Origin of the sequence: Streptomyces sp. NPDC087300 (assembly GCF_044744425.1) — a bacterium.
Lineage (GTDB): Bacteria > Actinomycetota > Actinomycetes > Streptomycetales > Streptomycetaceae > Streptomyces.
Genome location: NZ_JBIUYI010000003.1, coordinates 131196 through 148138, shown reverse-complemented (window position 1 = coordinate 148138; position 16943 = coordinate 131196). Strand labels below are relative to the sequence as shown.

The window sequence follows — 16943 nt, the reverse complement described above, 5'->3', positions numbered from 1 at the left end:
ACTTAGGGAGGTGAAAGATGTGACTTTGTGAGCGCAGAGTCGACATCCTTCATCAATCACCCCTTCAACAACGGCGTATTCAACTCCTACGCGGCGCTCGGCGACAGCTTCACGGAAGGCGTGGGCGACCCGGGTCCCGACGGCACGTTCGTCGGCTGGGCCGACCGTCTTGCCGTCCTGCTCGACGACCGCGTGCCCGAGCACACCTTCCGGTACGCCAACCTCGCCGTACGCGGCAAGCTCCTCGACCAGATCGTCGAGCACCAGCTGCCGCGTGCCAAGGAACTCGCCCCCGACCTGGTGACCTTCTGCGCCGGGGGCAACGACATCATCCGGCCCGGCACCGACCCCGACGAGGTCGCCGAGCGGTTCGAGCGGGCCGTCGCCGACCTCTCGTCGGCGGTGGGCACCGTCATGGTGACCACCGGCTTCGATACCCGTGGCGTGGCCCTGCTCAAGCATCTGCGCGGCAAGATCGCCACGTACAACATGCACGTGCGCGCGATCGCCGACCGGTACGGCTGCCCGGTGCTCGACCTCTGGTCCCTCAAGACGGTCCAGGACCGCCGGGCCTGGGACGGCGACCGTCTGCACCTCTCCGCCGAGGGGCACACGCGCGTGGCGCTGCGCGCCGGACAGGTGCTCGGCTTCGAGGTGCCCGCCGACCCGGACCAGGCGTGGCCGCCGCTGCCGCCGCGCGGCACGCTGGAGGTGCGGCGCGACGACATCCACTGGGCGCGCGAGTACCTGGTGCCGTGGATCGGGCGGCGCATCCGGGGCGAGAGCTCCGGCGACCACGTGGAGGCGAAGGGCATCCGCAATCCGCACACCATCAAGATGCAGATCGAGGCCGCTTCCTGAGCGACCCGGCGGTCGAACGACCGTGCGACTCCGCCCATGCCGAAGGCGCCCCTCCCGAGGGGCGCCTTCGGCATGCCCGGGTCGGATCAGCCCGGATCCCGGAGCCCGCTCAGGGACGCGGTGATCTCGGTCAGCACCGCGGCGTCCTCGATCGTCGCGGGTACGGCGTAGTCGCGGCCGTCGGCTATCGCCCGCACCGTCCCGCGCAGGATCTTGCCGGAACGCGTCTTGGGCAGCCGGGGGACCGGCACCACGCGGCGCGGGGTGGCGACGGCGCCGATACGTTCACGCACCAGCGTGCGCAGCTCGCGCTCGACCTCCTCGACGGGCCTGTCCACGCCCTGGCGCAGGACCACCAGGCCGAGCGGCAGCTCGCCCTTGAGCTCGTCCGCGACACCGACCACCGCGCACTCGGCCACGTCGGGGTGGTCGGCGAGCACCTCCTCCATCGCGCCGGTCGACAGCCGGTGCCCCGCGACGTTGATGACGTCGTCGAGGCGGCCCATCACGAAGACGTGGCCGTCCGCGTCGATGTGCCCGCCGTCGCCGGTCAGATAGTGGCCGGGGAAGCGGCTCAAGTACGTGTCGGCGAACCGCTCGTCGTCGCGGTAGAGCGTGGTCAGGCTGCCCGGCGGCAGCGGCAGGCGCACCGCCAGGGTGCCGTCCGTGCCGGGCGGACAGGGCGCGCCCGCCTCGTCCAGGACCCGCAGGTCCCAGCCGGGCACGGCCTTGCCGGGCGAACCGGCCCTGGCGGGCAGCGCCTCGATGCCGAGCGGGTTGGCGACGATGGGCCAGCCGGTCTCGGTCTGCCACCAGTGGTCGACCACGGGCACGCCGAGCAGCTCGCGGGCCCAGTGGCAGGTGTCGGGATCGAGCCGCTCGCCCGCGAGGAACAGGGCGCGCAGCGACGAGAGGTCGTGCCGGGCCTTGAGCGCGCCCTCGGGGTCGTCCCGCTTGATGGCGCGCAGCGCGGTGGGCGCGGTGAACAGGGTGCATACGTTGTGCTGTTCGACCACCCGCCAGAACGCGCCCGCGTCCGGCGTGCCGACCGGCTTGCCCTCGTACAGCAGGGTCGTGCAGCCGCTCAGCAGCGGGGCGTACACGATGTAGGAGTGGCCCACCACCCAGCCCACGTCGGACGCCGTCCAGAACACCTCGCCGGGCCGGGCGTCGTAGACGTGCTCCATGGACCAGCGCAGCGCCACGGCATGACCGCCGTTGTCGCGGACCACACCCTTGGGGGCGCCCGTGGTGCCCGAGGTGTAGAGGACGTACAGCGGGTCGGTGGCGGCCACCGGCACGCAGTCCACGGCGGGCGCGGCGGCGAGCGCGGTCGCCCAGTCCAGGTCGCGTCCCTCCCGCAACTCCGCGTGGGCCTGCGGGCGTTGGAGGATCACGCAGGCGTCGGGGCGGTGCGCGCACTGGTCGAGGGCCGCGTCCAGGAGCGGCTTGTACGCGATGACGCGGTCGACCTCGATGCCGCACGACGCGGAGAGCACCACCTTGGGGCGGGCGTGGTCGATGCGGGCCGCGAGCTCGGGCGCGGCGAAGCCGCCGAACACCACGGAGTGCACGGCGCCGATGCGCGCGCAGGCCAGCATCGCCACGGCCGCCTCGGGGACCATCGGCAGGTACAGGACGACGGTGTCGCCCTTGCGGACGCCGAGTTCGGTGAGCATGCCCGCGGTGCGGGCCACCTCGTCGAGCAGCTCGCGGTAACTGAAGGCGCGGACGGTGCCGGTGACGGGGCTGTCGTGGATCAGCGCCGTACGGTCGCCGTGGCCCGCGGCGACGTGCCGGTCCAGGGCGTTGTGACAGGTGTTCAGCTCCCCGCCGGCGAACCAGCGCGGCGCGGCGGGGGTGGTCGGGTCGAGGACCTCGCGCGGCGGCACGTACCAGTCGACGGCCTCGGCCGCGCGGCCCCAGAAGGCCACCGGATCGGTGAGGCTCTCGCGGTACGCGGACTCGTAACTCGTCGGCCTGGACAACCGGTCACTCCGATCCTCGGGCGGGGCGGGGTCGTTGCGCCTGGTCGCGCGCGAATGCCCGCCATCGTAAGGGGATTCGACGACGGTGCGGCAGGGGCCGGCGATCTTCGCCGCGCTGGACCGGTGAGGTGACAGGGCGGGAGTGGCGCGAGCGCGGCGAAGGGCGCCGGTGCTGGGATGACGGCGAACCGTCCCCGGAGGGACGGAGAGCCGGAAGGAACCCCCGTATGCACGCAGTACGTTCCGTCAGTGCCTTCGCCGTGGCGCTCGCCGCGCTCGGGCTGCCCGCCGCGCCCGCCGTCGCCGCGGCGCCCGCCCCCGCCGCACCGGCCGTCGCCCCCGCCCCTGCCACCACGGTCACCGTGACCGGCACGGGCAGCGCGTCCGCGGCGCCCGACACGGCCGTGCTCACGGCCGGCGTCGAGGTCACGGGCAAGACCGCCGAGAAGGCGCTCGCCGCGCAGAACACGGCGGCGGACGCGCTGCTGGCCGCCGTCCGCGAGGCGGGCGTGGCCGACAAGGACGTCAAGACGGAGAGCCTCTCGCTGTCCGCCGCCTACGAGGACGTCAACGGGACCGCGAAGCTGACCGGCTACCAGGCGTCACAGACGTTCTCGATCAAGGTCAGGGCCCTGGAGAGGACGGGCGCGGTGATCCAGGCGGTGGTGGGAGCGGCCGGTGACGCGGGGCGCGTCCACGCGGTGGCGTTCGACGTCGCGGACGCGGGCCCGCTGCGGGCGAAGGCGCGCGACGCGGCGTACGCGGACGCCCGCGACAAGGCCGCGCAGTACGCGAAGCTGGCCGGGCGCCGCCTCGGCCGCCTGGTCTCGCTGGACGAGAGCGACGGCGGGCGCCCGCGGCCGGTACCGGTGCCGGTGGGCGCGTTCGCCAAGGAGGACGTGCCGGTGGCCCCCGGCCAGATCCAGGACGAGGTCGCGGTGACGGCGGTGTTCGAACTGCGGTAGCGGCGGGGCCGGGGTGTGCGGGGTGCCGGGGGTCGCGTGTCGTACGGGCACGACGGACGACGCGCCGCGTATGGGTACGACGAGCGACGTGCCGCGTATGGGCACTGCGAAAGACGCGTCGCTACGCCGCCCGCAAGTCGTCCTCCGTGAGGCCCAGTTCGCGGGCCAGGGCCGCGTCGGCCCAGGCCCGTGTCCTGGCGCGGGACACCGCGCCGTCGTACGCCGTCATCTGCACGGCGAGCCCGTCGAGCAGCGCGGTCAGCCGCAGGGCCGCGCCCGCCGGGTCCGCGCAGCGGAACTCGCCCGCGGCCGCGCCCTCCGCGACGACCTCGGCGAGCGCCGCCTTCCACTGCTGGTCGAGGCCGCGCGTGACCTCCCGCAGGGCGGGCTCCCGCAGCGCGGCCGACCAGCCCTCTATCCACAGCCGCCAGCCCTTGGCCTGCCCGGTCGGCGCGTACCAGCGCACGGCCGCGCGCAGCCGGCGCAGCGCGGAGGTGCGGCGGCCCAGGATCCCGCGCAGCCGCGCCAGATCGGCCTGCGCCGCGTGTTCGAAGGCGGCGGCGACCAGCCGTTCCTTGGTCGAGAAGTGGTACAGGACCAGTGCGTTGCTCACCCCGAGCGCCGTGGCGACGTCGGCGATGCGCACGGCGGCCACCCCGCGCGCCTCGATCTGTTCGACGGTGGCGCCGAGGAGTTCCGCACGTCGCTCCGCCACGCTCAGCCGCACCCCTGTCACGCGGTGCACCCTACCCACGCGTGCGTGCGCCGCCCGAATCGGCGTTCGCTCACCCGGCGGCCTGACGCCCGGCGTCCCGCAGGTCGCAGGAGTCCTTGAAGCCCTGACTGGTCAGTCCGAGCGCGGAGTTGAAGCGGGAGCGGTAGTTCTCCATGGCGATCATCGCGGTCAGCTCGACGAAGGCGGGCTCGCCGAGGCCGCTGCGCAGCCGCTCGGCGAGGTCGTCCCCGACGGTCGGCGGGTTCGCGGTCATCGCCTCCGCGTACTCCATGACGTCCCGCTCCATCGGGGTGTACACGTCGCTGTCGCGCCAGGCGGGGACGTCCCGCAGCTTCCGTACTTCGATGCCCTGCTTGTGCGACTCCCAGAAGCCGAAGTCCATGCACCAGGAGCAGCCGACCGAGGCGGCGGACGCCATCACGGCCAGCTGCTTGAGACCGGCGTCCAGCTTGTTCCACTTCGCCAGGCTCTGCTCGAAGCGGAGGTAGGACCAGAGCGCCCGCGGGTGATGGGCCAGCGCCTTGCCGGGGTCGAGCACCTGGCCGTAGGTGCGCTTGGAGTACCACTCCATGATCCGGTAGAAGAGCGTGCGGCGCGGGGTGAGCGAGATGCGGGCCATGGGGGCCACCTCCGAAGTGGTGCTTCGTACGTCGTGCCCCGGTGTCGTTCACCGGACTGCAGGACCGGGCTACAGGAGGGACGGACGGCGGGGCGCGGAATGTGACATCCGCCCCGGGGACCCCGGGAAACAGCCATCGGGACCCCTCGGAGCGGCCGCTGTCGGAGGCCGTGGACATAATGGGGTGGCCTATCCCCCCTCTTCAGGAGGTCCCGTGTCCCGGTCCCTGATTCCCGGGCTCCGCTCCCTGCGGCCCGCCGCCTTCGGAGCGGATCCGACGGGTGCGCGGATGGCGCGGATCCGCAGGTCCCCGAATTTCTCCGTCACGGAGGGCACGTTCCAGAACCCCGTGGGGGCGCGGACCAGGCCGACCGGGTCGACCGTGGAGTTCGCGAAGATCTACTTCCGCAAGGAGGAGCGCGTGCGGCGCGGCCCCACCGGCACGGTGCCGGTGCACGCCACGACGCTCGCCGACCTGGCGCGGCCGCCTGCCGACGGGCTGCGGGTCACCTGGATGGGGCACTCCAGCGTGCTCGTCGAGATCGACGGGCGCCGGGTGCTCTTCGACCCGGTCTGGGGCGACCGCTGCTCGCCCTTCGCCTTCGCGGGCCCCAAGCGGCTGCACCCGGTGCCGGTGCCCCTGGAGGCGCTCGGCCCGGTCGACGCCGTGGTCATCTCGCACGACCACTACGACCACCTGGACATGCCGACGATCAAGGCCCTGGCCGCCACGGACACGGTGTTCGCGGTGCCGCTGGGCGTCGGCGCCCACCTGGAGCGCTGGGGCGTGCCCGCCGAGCGGCTGCACGAGCTGGACTGGCACGAGTCGGCGAAGGTGGCCGACCTGACCCTGACCGCCACCCCCGCGCGGCACTTCTGCGGCCGCGGCCTGCGCAACCAGCAGCACACGCTGTGGGCGTCCTGGGTGGTCGCGGGGCCCCGGCACCGGGTGTACCACAGCGGTGATACGGGCTATTTCCCCGGCTTCGGCGAGATCGGCGCCCAGTACGGGCCCTTCGACACCACGATGATCCAGATCGGCGCCTACAGCGATTTCTGGCCCGACATCCACATGACACCCCAGGAGGGCATGCGCGCCCATCTGGACCTCCAGGGCGGACAGCCCAGGGGCGTCATGCTGCCGATCCACTGGGGCACCTTCAACCTCGCCCCGCACCCGTGGTCGGAGCCCGGCGAGGGCACCCTCGCCGCCGCCCGCGACGAAGGCACCAGGATCGCGCTGCCCACCCCCGGCGAGCCCTTCGAGCCCGGCTCGGACGCCGTGCCCGGCGTGCCGTGGTGGCGGGGCGTCGCGGTCGAGCCGGACGGCGGCTGGAGCGCTGCCGAGGAGAAGGACGCGGGGCCGCGGGCTGCGGCCAGCGGCGAGCCGGAGACGGCGCCGGTTGGCTAGCCCGCCCCAGCTGAGAGCTGAGAATCGAACGGGCGCCGGATCCGCCGTACGCGGGTCCGGCGCCCTGTCCGTCGGCGTGCCCCGGCGATGGCCCGGGACGCCGTAGTTGTCCGTACGAGGCGTTCCTCCGGTCAACTTGTCGTACCCCGCGGAGGGTTCTTCCGGAGCCCCGCGTTGACGGTGCACTCCGGCGGGGCGGAGCCGTCGTGTCCGTGTGCCCGCACCGGGGTCCTTGACGGGCGGAGGCGGGGCGCCTGGCGGCGCGGGGGCGCTCGTCGGGGCGTGACTCCCAGGCGCGCGCAAGGAGCCGGCGGCTTCGACGCCCCGGCCGCCGCGCCGAGCGCCGCCCACCCCCGAACGAGGCGGGAATCGGACCTGCGTACGAGGCTAATCGGACCCCCGTACGAGGCGTCATACCAGAGCGGGACGCAGCCCCGCTGACTTTGTCAACTGCCCACCGCACATGATGCGTTGCCGACTACCGTGTGTGGCCGTCGGGCGACGCAGGGATCACCTTCGCGGACCTGCCGACCGGCACGGCGATGCCGCAATCAGGAGTCGGGCCGACCGCTGGACCCCCCCCCGTCGCAACGTACCGAGGACGCACATGTCTCACCTACGCGCACCCGCCGCACGCACGGACCGTCGTGAGGGCGGGCGGCACGGCAGGCCCGGCAGCCGCAGCGCCCAGCTGCCCGAGACCCACATACGGCCCCAACTCCTGCGCATCGCGGTGCTGCCCGCGGTCGCCGTGGGCCTGAGCGCCTGCGCGGCCGTGCTGTGCACGCTCCGCTCGTCGGACACCAGGCCGGGCCCCGCCCTGCTCGCCGTGCTCGCCGCCGCCACCGTGGTCGGTCTCTCCGGCATCGTGATCGCCGCGGTGGCCGCCGACCGCGCCGCGCGGTCCCTGCGCGACCGGGTCGGCGTGCTGCGCCGCGCCACCGCGCGCGGCCAGGCCGACCTGCGCGGCGTCGTGGAACAGCTGCGCCGCGGCGACCAGCCGCCCGCCCCCAGACCGACCCGTCACAGCAGGCCGGGCGGCGACGAGTTCGACCAGCTCTCCGACGAGCTGAACCGCGCCCACGACGCGGCCGTCGGCGCCGTCGTCCAGGCCTCCCAGCTCTCCAGCCACGCGGGCAGCGAACAGAAGGTCGAGGTCTTCGTCAATCTGGCCCGGCGCCTCCAGTCGCTGGTGCACCGCGAGATCTCCCTGCTCGACGAGCTGGAGAACGAGGTCGAGGACCCCGAGCTGCTCAAGGGCCTCTTCCACGTCGACCACCTGGCGACCCGCATCCGCAGGCACGCCGAGAACCTCGCCGTGCTCGGCGGCGCCGTCTCGCGCCGCCAGTGGAGCAAGCCGGTCTCCATGACCGAGGTGATGCGCTCCGCGATCGCCGAGGTCGAGCAGTACTCACGGGTCAAGCTGGTGCCGCCGATCGACGGCACGCTGCGCGGACACGCGGTGGCCGACGTCATCCACCTGCTCGCCGAACTCGTCGAGAACGCCACGGTGTTCTCCGCGCCGCACACCCAAGTGCTGCTCCGCGCCAACCTCGTGACCGCGGGCCTCGCCGTCGAGGTGGAGGACCGGGGCCTCGGCATGCCCCTCGCCGAGCAGAACAAGATGAACCGGCTGCTCGCCGACCCCGACCAGGTCAACGTCGCGAGCCTGCTCCAGGACGGGCGGATCGGCCTCTTCGTGGTCTCCGCGCTCGCCCGCAGACACGGCGTCGCGGTCCGCCTCCAGTCCAACATCTACGGCGGCGTGCAGGCCGTACTGATCGTCCCGCAGGAGCTGCTCGGCGCCGAGCAGCCGGTGGAACCTGCCGAGCGGCGGCGCCCCGCGGCCGAGGCGGCGGCCCGGGGGGCGGGAGGCGCCGGGGACGGACGACCGGACGCGCCCACGCCGCCCGTGGCCGGGACGCCCGACGTCACGGCGGCCCCCCAGCGCGCCGCCCACGCCGCACCGGCCGCACCGGTCGCCCCCGTCACCCACGCCACGCACGCCGCCCCCGCCCCCGCTCCCACACCGCGCCCCGAGCCGGTCGCGGTCCCCGTACCGCCGCAGCACGACCTGCCACGCCGCGAGCGCGAGCCGGTGCCGGGCCGTACCGCGAGCGGCACGGGGCCCGCCCCGCTGCCCGTGCGCGGAGCACGCGGCGCGCGGCCGACGCCCGCCGACGCCGTGCCCGGCATCAAGGCCGAGGACCGGCAGGCCGCCGACGAGCACGCGGGCACGCCCCCGACCCCCCGCAACGGCGCGGTGCGCGGCCGCGTCGGCAAGCCCCAACTGCCCAAGCGGCGCGCCCAGGAGCACATCGCGCCCCAGCTCCGCGACGGCCCGGCGCCGCGCCCCGAAGGAGAACCACTCGTCGGACACGACCCGGGCCTGATGGCCGCGTTCCAGCGCGGCATCGGCCTCGCCCAGGCACAGGACGTCCGCGACCCCGCTCCCGGCGAGCACCGGTCCGGACTCCCGCACGACGGGAGCGAACACGGCGGCTGACCCGCGCACCACCACGCCCGATCACCCCCCACCACCTCTGCCGGCGCGGCGCGCCGACGCAGATCTACGTACGTTCGTACCCCAAGGAGTCGATCCACCATGGCGAGCGATGTGCCGACCGGCCATGTATCCGATCTCGACTGGCTGATGAGCGGCCTCGTGCAGCGTGTGCCGCACACCCACAGCGCCGTTCTGCTCTCCTCCGACGGACTCGTGAAGTCGGTGCACGGCCTCGACGCGGACAGCGCCGACCACATGGCGGCGCTCGCCTCGGGGCTCTACTCGCTGGGGCGCAGCGCGGGCGTCCGCTTCGGGGACGGCGGGGACGTCCGCCAGGTCGTCGTGGAGCTGGACTCCACGCTCCTGTTCGTCTCCACGGCGGGCTCGGGCACCTGTCTCGCCGTCCTCGCGAGCCGGGACGCGGACGCGGCCGTCCTCGGGTACGAGATGGCGATGCTGGTCAAGAGCGTGCGCCCGTACCTGATCACCGCGCCCCGGCAGACCGTCGGCGAACCCGCGCCGATGAGGCACTGAGGATGGCGCCCCCGCACGACGGGCCCTGGCTCGACGACGCCGCCGGGCGGCTCGTCCGCCCCTACACGGTCAGCAACGGACGGACCAGACCGACCAGCCAACTCGACCTGCTCTCGCAGGTGATGGCCACCGGGGCGGCGCCCATCGGCTACCTCGGTCCCGAGCACACCACGGCCATCGGCCTGTGCGAGGCACCCAGATCGGTCGCCGAGATCGCGGCGCAGCTGAAACTGCCCGCGGTCGTCACCAAAGTGATCCTCTCGGATCTCATCGACTGCGGGGCCCTCACGACGAAGGCCCCGGACTTCTACCACAACCCCACTGACCGGTCCCTGTTGGAGGCAGTGCTCGATGGATTACGACGACAGCTCTGACCCCTTCCCCACCGCACTGAAGATCTTGGTCGCGGGTGGCTTCGGGGTCGGCAAGACGACCTTTGTGGGCGCGGTCAGCGAGATCGCGCCGCTGAGCACCGAGGAGTTGCTCACCACGGTCAGCGAGGCCACCGACGACCTGTCGGGCGTGGAGAACAAGACCACGACGACCGTCGCCATGGACTTCGGACGCATCACGCTCGACCCGGAGCACGTGCTGTACCTCTTCGGCACGCCGGGGCAGGAGCGTTTCTGGTTCATGTGGGACGAGCTGTCCGAAGGCGCGCTCGGCGCGGTGGTGCTCGCCGACACCCGGCGCTTGGAAGACTGTTTCGCCGCGGTGGACTTCTTCGAACAGCGCGGCATGGGCTTCATCGTGGCGATCAACGAGTTCGACGGCGCCTACCGCTACGAGCCCGAGGAGGTCCGTTCCGCCATCGACCTCGATCCTCAAGTGCCCGTGGTGCGCTGCGACGCGCGGATCTCGAGCTCCGGGATCCAGACGCTCCTGACCCTCGTCAAGCACCTGCTCAACCATGCCCCGGCGCCGAGCTACGGAGCACACACGTGATGTACGACCCGACCGCGCACCTGCTGCTCACCCCCGTCGACAAGGAGGCACCCACCCGGGTGCGGCGGTTGCGCGGTCTCGGGCTCGGACAGCATCCGGACCCGGCCCTCGACCTGTTCGCCGACCGGCTCGCCGAGCTGACCGGCGCGCCCTACTCCATGGTCAACTTCATCGACGAGGAACGGCAGTTCTTCGCGGGCCTGCACACTCCGGAGGGCGAGTGTTCGGGCAACCGCTACCTGGCGAGGGACCACGGCTACTGCCCGCACGTGGTGGTGCGCCGCAAGGCCCTCGTCCTCGAAGACGTCCGCGACTACCCGCGGTTCGCGGGCAATCCCGTGGTCGACGAGATCGGCATCCGCTCCTATCTGGGGGCGCCCCTCATCGACCGTACGGGCGTGGTGCTCGGCACGGTCTGCGTCGTGGACGTCGAGCCGCGGCCCTGGGGCCGGGCCGGGCTCGACACGATCAAGTCGCTGGCCGCCGAGCTGATCGGACAGATCCACCGCCGGGAGGACGGCGGCATCTGACGTGCTCACAGGCGCAGTTCGACCCCGTCGGGGAAACGGACCCGCACCACGCCGTCGTCGTCGACGGCGCAGGTGACGGACGAGCGCAGCGCCTCGGGCTCGACCGTGTCACGGGACAGCGCGACGAGCGTGACGTGGACGCTCTCGGCGCCGGGGCGGGCGGCGCAGGACAGGAACGGGGTCGCCGAGTGCGGTCCGTACGCGTTGGCCGCCACCTCGCGGGCGATCCCGGCCTGCTCGTCCCAGCCGTGCAGCGCGACGACGGCGCTGGAAAGACCCGACTCCGTGCGCGTGAGCGCCCAGCCGGGGCCCAGCTCGGCGTCCGGCCGTGCCGCGTCGGCCACCGCGTACCCGCCCTCGCGGACGGTGAGTTCGGCGGGGGCGGTCACGCGGTGCACGCGGATCTCCCACGGCCCGTGCAGCGCGCTGACCGTCGTGACGGGGAACTCGCCCTCCTGGTCCGGGAATCGCGCGTCGTGCCGGGACGAGGCGATCCTGCCCTCGCAGGTCAGCGGGTGGATGCGGCGGCGGCGCGAGGCGGTCCCGTCCGGGGCGAGCAGCGCGAAGTGGCCGTCCACGGCGCGCTCCCACGCGCGCGGGGCCGTCTCCGGCGCGGTCGCCGTGGAGTAGCCGAGCTTGGCGTAGTGCGGGTCGTCGGCGGCGGGGCCTTCGAGGGGATTGTGGTCGCTGCCGTGGTTCACCAGGCGGACGATGCCGTCGTGCCGGGTGCCGTGCAGCAGCCAGCCGGGCCGGGGGAGCGCCGTGTACTGGTCGGACTCCTCGACGGGCAGCGGCACTTCGCGTTCCGTCCACACCGGGTGGTCGGCGGGGAGCAGCAGGCCGAGGAAGCCCTTGCTCGCCCAGTAGGGGGATGCGGGGCCCGAGTACGCCTGGGTGGCGGGCAGGAACGTGCCGTACCAGCCGAGCGGCAGCAGCCCCCGCTCGTCGGGGACGCCGCGCTCCACGAAGTGCCGCGCGGTGCCGGACGCGAGCCGCCGGGTCAGGCCGGGCGCGAGCGGTGTGCACTCCGTGAGGGCGCCCATCCACACGGGCGCGGCGGCCGCGAAGCGGTACGTCAGGGAGCGGCCCTGGTGGACGGGGGCGCCGTCGCCGCCGAAGAAGTGCGGGTAGGTGGTGAGGAATTGAGTGAGGCGCTCGCGGTAGACCTTGCCGCGGCCGCCGTCGTCCGCACCGGCCATCCGTGACCACAGCAGCGGGTACAGGTGCATCGCCCAGCCGATGTAGTAGTCGAAGTTGCGGCCGTCCCCGTCGCTGTACCAGCCGTCGCCCCGGTACCAGTCCTCGATGCGGTCCAGGCCGCCTTCGATGTCCGACCGGCTGTGCGGGGCGCCGACCGAGGCGAGGAACTGCTCGGACACCACTTGGAAGAGGCGCCAGTTGTTGTCCCAGGTCCGGCCCCCGACGAAGCCGGAGAACCAGTCGACGACCCGCTCCTGGACCCGGGTGTCGAGCTGGTCCCAGATCCAGGGGCGGGTCTCGTGCAGCCCGATGGCGATCGAGGCGGCCTCCACCATCTGCTGGGAGCAGTCGGTGAGTTCGGGCCACGCCTCGCCGCTGGAGCGGTCGGTGCCGGTGGCCAGACCCCGCGCGTAGCGATCCGTCAGGCGGGGATCGACGTCGCCGCCGGCTCCGGCGATCCGGAAGGAGGCCAGGAGGAACGAGCGTGCGTACCCTTCGAGCCCGTCCGACACCACGCCCGACCAGCTGTTGCGTCCCGGCAGGCGGTACTGCGCGAAGCCCGGTGTGGCGTAGGGGACCAGGGCCTCCAACTGCCGGTCGGCGAGGGCCTCCCAGTGCGCCCTGGTCCAGCCGGTGAGCGGGGACAGGACGCGGTCGGTGGGCGGCAGGGTCAGGTGCGGGGCGGTCATGGGGTGTGTGACTCCTCGGTGTTCGGGCGGAGGGGGAGCTTTTGGGGCGCGGAGCTGTGCCATGTGCGGCTCCGTCGCGTGGGCGCGACCAGCCACGAGGCACCCGTGGACAAGGATCCGGACCGATCAGCGGCCTCGCCCCACCTCACGTCAACTCCGCCACGTGCGTTCGCCCCCGCGAGCCCCCCACCCGCACGGTGACGACCCCCCGCCTCCCCGGCCGGACGGCCACCGTGTCATCGGCACGCACCACCTCCCGCACGGGATAAGGCAGTTCAATGGTCAAAGTCGACTCCGTCCGGCCCGGGTCCGCGACGGCGAGGGACATCCCCCGGTGCCCGCGCCGCAGAAGAACCGTGCCCGGTCCGGAGGCGGTGAGCCCTCCGGCGCGCCCCGCACCCCAGAAGTGCGCGGCGAGCACCCCGTCGCGCCGGGCCTCGACGGCCTGGACGACGTCGTTGGCGATGATCCGCACGGGCCGGGCCCCCGCCCAGACCGCCGTCGCCACCGCGCTCGCGCCGGGCAGCAGGACGTACGCGTACGAGGCGTCGGCGGGCGAGACGCCGTGGTCGAACCAGAGGGTCAGATAGCGGCGCGTCACCGGTGTGGCGCTGCCGCCCGTGTCCGCGCCCGTGTTGATGTCCCGCCAGGCGCCGGTGCGCTCCTCGCGCAGGGCGCGCAGGCCGCGGCGGTCGGACCGGCCGGGGAAGTCCGGGAAGACATAGCCGCCGGTCCCGTCCAGGTGCGCCCATCCGGCCCGTTCGAACCGCGCCGACCAGCCGTCGCGGCCCGGCTGCCCGCGCCCGTCCACGGTCAGCCGCCGCGTGGGCCCGCCCAGGTGCAGATTGCGGTTCTCGACGACCGTCTCGACCGTCCGTCCCTCGCTCGCGGTGATGCCCGTGCCGAGCGCGACGACCACGTTGTCGAGGCAGAACCACGCCTTGCGGGCCCGCAGGCTGCTGCCGTCGGCGAGCAGTTCCATGGCGGCCGCGCCGTACCGCCCGGCCAGGACCGCGCCGCCCGCGACGGCGTTCTTCGGGCGGTACGTCCCGGTGCCGCCGCCGGTCCCGATGTCGGCACGCGCGCGTGTGTCCACGGTCGTGCCCGGCAGGCGGTAGGGATCGACGGTCGCCCAGAAGGCGTCGCCGAACTGTCCGAGGCCGTCGCCGTCGTACAGATAGGTCATGCCGTCGCCGGTGTACCAGCCGTGCAGGTTCTCGCCGTTGCCCGCCTCGTAGGCGGCGATCCGCCGCGAGGAGAGCGAGAGGGCGAGCGCCCAGCCGGGCCGCCGGTGCACCACCCGGTCCATGTCGGCGAACGCGTGGTGGCCGGTGCGGCGGGCCGCGGTGGGGACGCCGGGGCCGTCGAGGACGGCCTTGGCGCGGGCGATCGCGGGGATGCCGACCAGGCCGTAGTACGGGGTGGTCCTGTTGCGCTGGATGCAGCCCTTGGCGAGCGCCCGCCAGCGCGCGGCGTACGGGGCGGGGGCGCCGGACGCCAGCCGCAGGATGTGGGAGAGCGTCACCGCCCCGTCGTCGTGGTCGCGGGCGCGCTCCCTGGATATCGCCCGGCCGCGCACGGTGTCCATCATCAGACCGTCGAAGATCACCGGCGCGAACGTCCGCTCCACCGCCTCGTACAGGACGGACGTCTTCGGGTCGGTGACCGCCCAGTCGGAGTCCGCGAGCAGCGCGATCAGCTGGCCCGCGCCGCCGAGCAGGACACTTCCGTACGTCCCCGTGTACGCGACGGAGCCGTGCTGCACGAACGAGCCGTCCTCGTAGAAGCCGTCGCCCGAAGTGACGTACTGGAAGAGGCTGTTGCGGCCGCCGTCCCTGACGTCGGAGAGGCCGTCGCGGGCGAGTGCGACGGTGGCCGGGTCGCGGGCGAGCAGCCCGCGCAGGGCCACGATGACGGCCTTGTCGGCACGGTTGGCGCCGGTCTCGGCGAGCGTGGGGGAGTTGGTGCGCCGGTCCGGGTCCGGGCAGAACTTCGCGACGGTCGCCGTGTAGGCCGCGAGATCGTCGGCGGCGAGGCGCGCCCGCAGCAGCACGCAGGTGTCCATGAGGGCGCGGGGTGCGCCGATCTCCCAGAACCACCAGTTGCCGGACTCGGGGCGGCCGGGGTGATAGGCGGCGGAGTGCAGGAAGCGCAGCGCGCCGAGGAGGGCGTCGGCGATCTCCGCGCCGTCGCTGAGCGAGGTGCCGGGCGTGGCCCAGGCCGTGGCGAGGGTGCGCAGGCGGGTGTAGCTCTGACCGAAGTTCCCGGGGTCGGTGGCGGGGGAGAGGTCGGCCCACAGCGCGGTCCTGCCCGCGCCGCGGTCCAACTGCCGCCACCATTCCGACGCCTGGGTGTCGAGGGTCTTCAGGGCGGCGGCGAAGTCGGGGTCGGCCGCGTCGAAGGAACCACCGGTGAGCTGCTCCGCGGCGCGGGTGAGCAGCGCCTCGAAGGCGTCGTCGCGGGTGACGCCCCGTGCGGTCCCGCTCATTACCGGCGAGGCGGCGACGGCGGCGGCCCCCGCGGCGAGGACCGTGCGACGGCGGGGCCCGGTGGAGTCGGGGGCAGGCGTGGGCATGCGAACTCCCTGAGGTGTCGGAGGCACACGAGGCGATCCCGCGACAGCATGTAAGCGGTTGCTATACGGCGCAAGAGGGGCCGTGAAGTTTCTACGTTCTTTCTGTCCGAGCAGCGGGCTGTGTGCGCTCCTCGCCGGTTAACCGCTTTCTTTCCGACTCGCTGTCAGGAGGGCGGGCGTGCCGCCACCGAGTCCCGTACGACGATGTGAGTGCCCAGCCGCACCCCGCCCTCGGCGGCCGGTCGCCACGCGTCGGACTCGGCGTCCGGCACCGCGACGCGCACCGCCTGCCGGCCCATCTCCTCCAGCGGTACGTGCACGGTGGTCAGCCGGGGCCGCAGCGTCGCCGCCGCGGGCACGTCGTCGTACCCGACCAGGGAGACGTCGTCGGGCACCCGCAGGCCCGCCTCCTCCAAGGCTTGCAGCGCCCCGATCGCCACCATGTCGTTCGCCGCGAAGACCGCGCTGAAGTACGGCCCGGCGGCCAGGAGTTCGGTGAGTCGGCGGTGTCCGAAGGCCGGGCTGAACGCCCCGGTGTGCACCAGCTCGGGGGGCGCGGGTACGCCGCGCAGGGCCAGCGCCCTGCGGTGCCCGGCGAGCCGGTCGTGGGTGGTGGAGAGGTGCGGCGGGCCGCCCAGGTAGAGGATGCGCTCATGCCCCTGGGTGAGCAGGTGGTCGGTGAGGGCGAACGCGCCGCCCTCGTTGTCGTACTCCACCGACAGCGTCGGCACGTCGCGCCCCACCGAAGGCCGCCCGCACAGCACGAGCCTGGCCCCGCCCGCGTGCAGGCTCCGCGCCCTGCGCGCGACCTCCCGGGCGTACGCGCGGTCCTGGTGCGCGCCGCCGACCAGGACGACCGCGTCCGCGCGCTGCTCGTGCAGCAGGTCGACGAAGGCGAGTTCGCGCCGCGGGTCGCCGTGGGTGCAGCACACCATGCAGAGCCGGCCCGCCTCCGACGCCGCGCGTTCCACGCCGCGGGCGATGTGTGCGAAGAACGGGTCTACGACGTCGTGCACGATGATGCCGACCGTGCGGTTGGAGGTGCCGGCGAGGGCGCGGGCGTGCGCGTTGACGACGTAGCCGAGTTCTTCCACTGCCGCGTGGACGCGGGCACGGGTGGGTTCGGCCACGGGGTAGTTGCCGTTGAGGACGCGGGAGACGGTTGCCGATGAGGTGTTGGCTCGCGCGGCGACGTCCGTGATGGTCGCTCGCCGAGTGGGACTGCTTCCGTGCGTCGGCGGGTCTGCCATGTGCGGCCGTCCTTTCGGTGCGGGTTCGTCGTGGCCGGCCGCACGGTTCCCCGCGCCCCTCGCGGAGTCGCCCGCGCCTTTCGACCGGGTCAGCCGCCTCGGCATCGACAGTAAGCGTGTACCGAATTTTGTCC

Annotated in this window: 14 protein-coding genes; 8 read left to right on the top strand and 6 right to left on the bottom strand. The window is 73.5% G+C overall.

Going from position 1 to position 16943, the window contains the following annotated elements:
* Nucleotides 1–27 precede the first annotated feature (27 nt).
* A complete protein-coding gene (locus tag ACIO9J_RS11535; RefSeq protein WP_401996277.1) occupies nt 28–861 on the top strand; it encodes an SGNH/GDSL hydrolase family protein in 834 nt (277 codons plus the stop codon).
* Nucleotides 862–947: 86 nt separating this feature from the next.
* On the opposite strand, the gene ACIO9J_RS11530 is transcribed toward ACIO9J_RS11535, so the two are convergent.
* Complete coding sequence (locus ACIO9J_RS11530; protein ID WP_401996274.1) at nt 948–2849, bottom strand: propionyl-CoA synthetase; 1902 nt, start codon at nt 2847–2849, stop codon at nt 948–950.
* A 227-nt stretch (nt 2850–3076) separates the two neighbouring features.
* Between ACIO9J_RS11530 and ACIO9J_RS11525 the strand changes: the two genes are divergently transcribed.
* A complete protein-coding gene (locus ACIO9J_RS11525; protein ID WP_401996271.1) occupies nt 3077–3814 on the top strand; it encodes an SIMPL domain-containing protein in 738 nt (245 codons plus the stop codon).
* Nucleotides 3815–3935: 121 nt separating this feature from the next.
* Here the strand turns inward: ACIO9J_RS11525 and ACIO9J_RS11520 are convergent, their stop codons facing one another.
* On the bottom strand, nt 3936–4550 hold the full coding sequence (locus tag ACIO9J_RS11520) for a TetR/AcrR family transcriptional regulator (protein WP_401996268.1): 615 nt from the start codon (nt 4548–4550) through the stop codon (nt 3936–3938).
* A gap of 49 nt (nt 4551–4599) precedes the next feature.
* On the bottom strand, nt 4600–5169 hold the full coding sequence (locus ACIO9J_RS11515; protein WP_401996266.1) for a carboxymuconolactone decarboxylase family protein: 570 nt from the start codon (nt 5167–5169) through the stop codon (nt 4600–4602).
* Nucleotides 5170–5383: 214 nt separating this feature from the next.
* Between ACIO9J_RS11515 and ACIO9J_RS11510 the strand changes: the two genes are divergently transcribed.
* The 6 genes from ACIO9J_RS11510 to ACIO9J_RS11485 all read left to right on the top strand — a co-directional run bounded on the left by ACIO9J_RS11510 (nt 5384) and on the right by ACIO9J_RS11485 (nt 11095).
* On the top strand, nt 5384–6580 hold the full coding sequence (locus ACIO9J_RS11510) for an MBL fold metallo-hydrolase (RefSeq protein ID WP_401996263.1): 1197 nt from the start codon (nt 5384–5386) through the stop codon (nt 6578–6580).
* A gap of 607 nt (nt 6581–7187) precedes the next feature.
* The gene (locus tag ACIO9J_RS11505) at nt 7188–9086 is read left to right on the top strand and encodes a sensor histidine kinase (protein WP_401996260.1); all 1899 of its coding nucleotides are present in this window, start codon (nt 7188–7190) and stop codon (nt 9084–9086) included.
* Between the two features lie 99 nt (nt 9087–9185).
* Nucleotides 9186–9620: a roadblock/LC7 domain-containing protein gene (locus ACIO9J_RS11500; RefSeq protein WP_401996258.1), complete on the top strand. Its 435-nt coding sequence runs from the start codon at nt 9186–9188 to the stop codon at nt 9618–9620.
* A gap of 2 nt (nt 9621–9622) precedes the next feature.
* Entirely contained in the window at nt 9623–9994 is a 372-nt protein-coding gene (locus ACIO9J_RS11495; RefSeq protein ID WP_401996255.1) for a DUF742 domain-containing protein, read from the top strand.
* Entirely contained in the window at nt 9972–10565 is a 594-nt protein-coding gene (locus tag ACIO9J_RS11490; protein WP_401996252.1) for a GTP-binding protein, read from the top strand. The genes ACIO9J_RS11495 and ACIO9J_RS11490 overlap by 23 nt, the downstream gene beginning before the upstream one ends.
* Complete coding sequence (locus ACIO9J_RS11485) at nt 10562–11095, top strand: GAF domain-containing protein (protein WP_401996249.1); 534 nt, start codon at nt 10562–10564, stop codon at nt 11093–11095. Before ACIO9J_RS11490 ends, ACIO9J_RS11485 begins: the two co-directional genes overlap by 4 nt.
* Before the next feature lie 5 nt (nt 11096–11100).
* Here ACIO9J_RS11485 and ACIO9J_RS11480 read toward each other — a convergent pair whose 3' ends face one another.
* From ACIO9J_RS11480 to ACIO9J_RS11470, 3 genes are all read right to left on the bottom strand, one after another.
* A complete protein-coding gene (locus ACIO9J_RS11480; RefSeq protein WP_401996246.1) occupies nt 11101–12984 on the bottom strand; it encodes a DUF2264 domain-containing protein in 1884 nt (627 codons plus the stop codon).
* Nucleotides 12985–13129: 145 nt separating this feature from the next.
* Entirely contained in the window at nt 13130–15559 is a 2430-nt protein-coding gene (locus tag ACIO9J_RS11475) for a polysaccharide lyase 8 family protein (protein ID WP_401996243.1), read from the bottom strand.
* A 164-nt stretch (nt 15560–15723) separates the two neighbouring features.
* A complete protein-coding gene (locus ACIO9J_RS11470) occupies nt 15724–16809 on the bottom strand; it encodes a LacI family DNA-binding transcriptional regulator (RefSeq protein ID WP_401996241.1) in 1086 nt (361 codons plus the stop codon).
* Between the last annotated feature and the right edge of the window lie 134 nt (nt 16810–16943).

Excerpts from the sequence above, each read along its gene's own strand:
- ACIO9J_RS11525 (WP_401996271.1), top strand. The coding sequence starts at position 3,077 with ATGCACGCAGTACGTTCCGTCAGTGCCTTCGCCGTGGCGCTCGCCGCG.
- ACIO9J_RS11515 (WP_401996266.1), bottom strand. The coding sequence starts at position 5,169 with ATGGCCCGCATCTCGCTCACCCCGCGCCGCACGCTCTTCTACCGGATC.
- ACIO9J_RS11505 (WP_401996260.1), top strand. The coding sequence starts at position 7,188 with ATGTCTCACCTACGCGCACCCGCCGCACGCACGGACCGTCGTGAGGGC.
- ACIO9J_RS11500 (WP_401996258.1), top strand. The coding sequence starts at position 9,186 with ATGGCGAGCGATGTGCCGACCGGCCATGTATCCGATCTCGACTGGCTG.
- ACIO9J_RS11495 (WP_401996255.1), top strand. The coding sequence starts at position 9,623 with ATGGCGCCCCCGCACGACGGGCCCTGGCTCGACGACGCCGCCGGGCGG.
- ACIO9J_RS11490 (WP_401996252.1), top strand. The coding sequence starts at position 9,972 with ATGGATTACGACGACAGCTCTGACCCCTTCCCCACCGCACTGAAGATC.
- ACIO9J_RS11480 (WP_401996246.1), bottom strand. The coding sequence starts at position 12,984 with ATGACCGCCCCGCACCTGACCCTGCCGCCCACCGACCGCGTCCTGTCC.
- ACIO9J_RS11475 (WP_401996243.1), bottom strand. The coding sequence starts at position 15,559 with ATGCCCACGCCTGCCCCCGACTCCACCGGGCCCCGCCGTCGCACGGTC.
- ACIO9J_RS11470 (WP_401996241.1), bottom strand. The coding sequence starts at position 16,809 with ATGGCAGACCCGCCGACGCACGGAAGCAGTCCCACTCGGCGAGCGACC.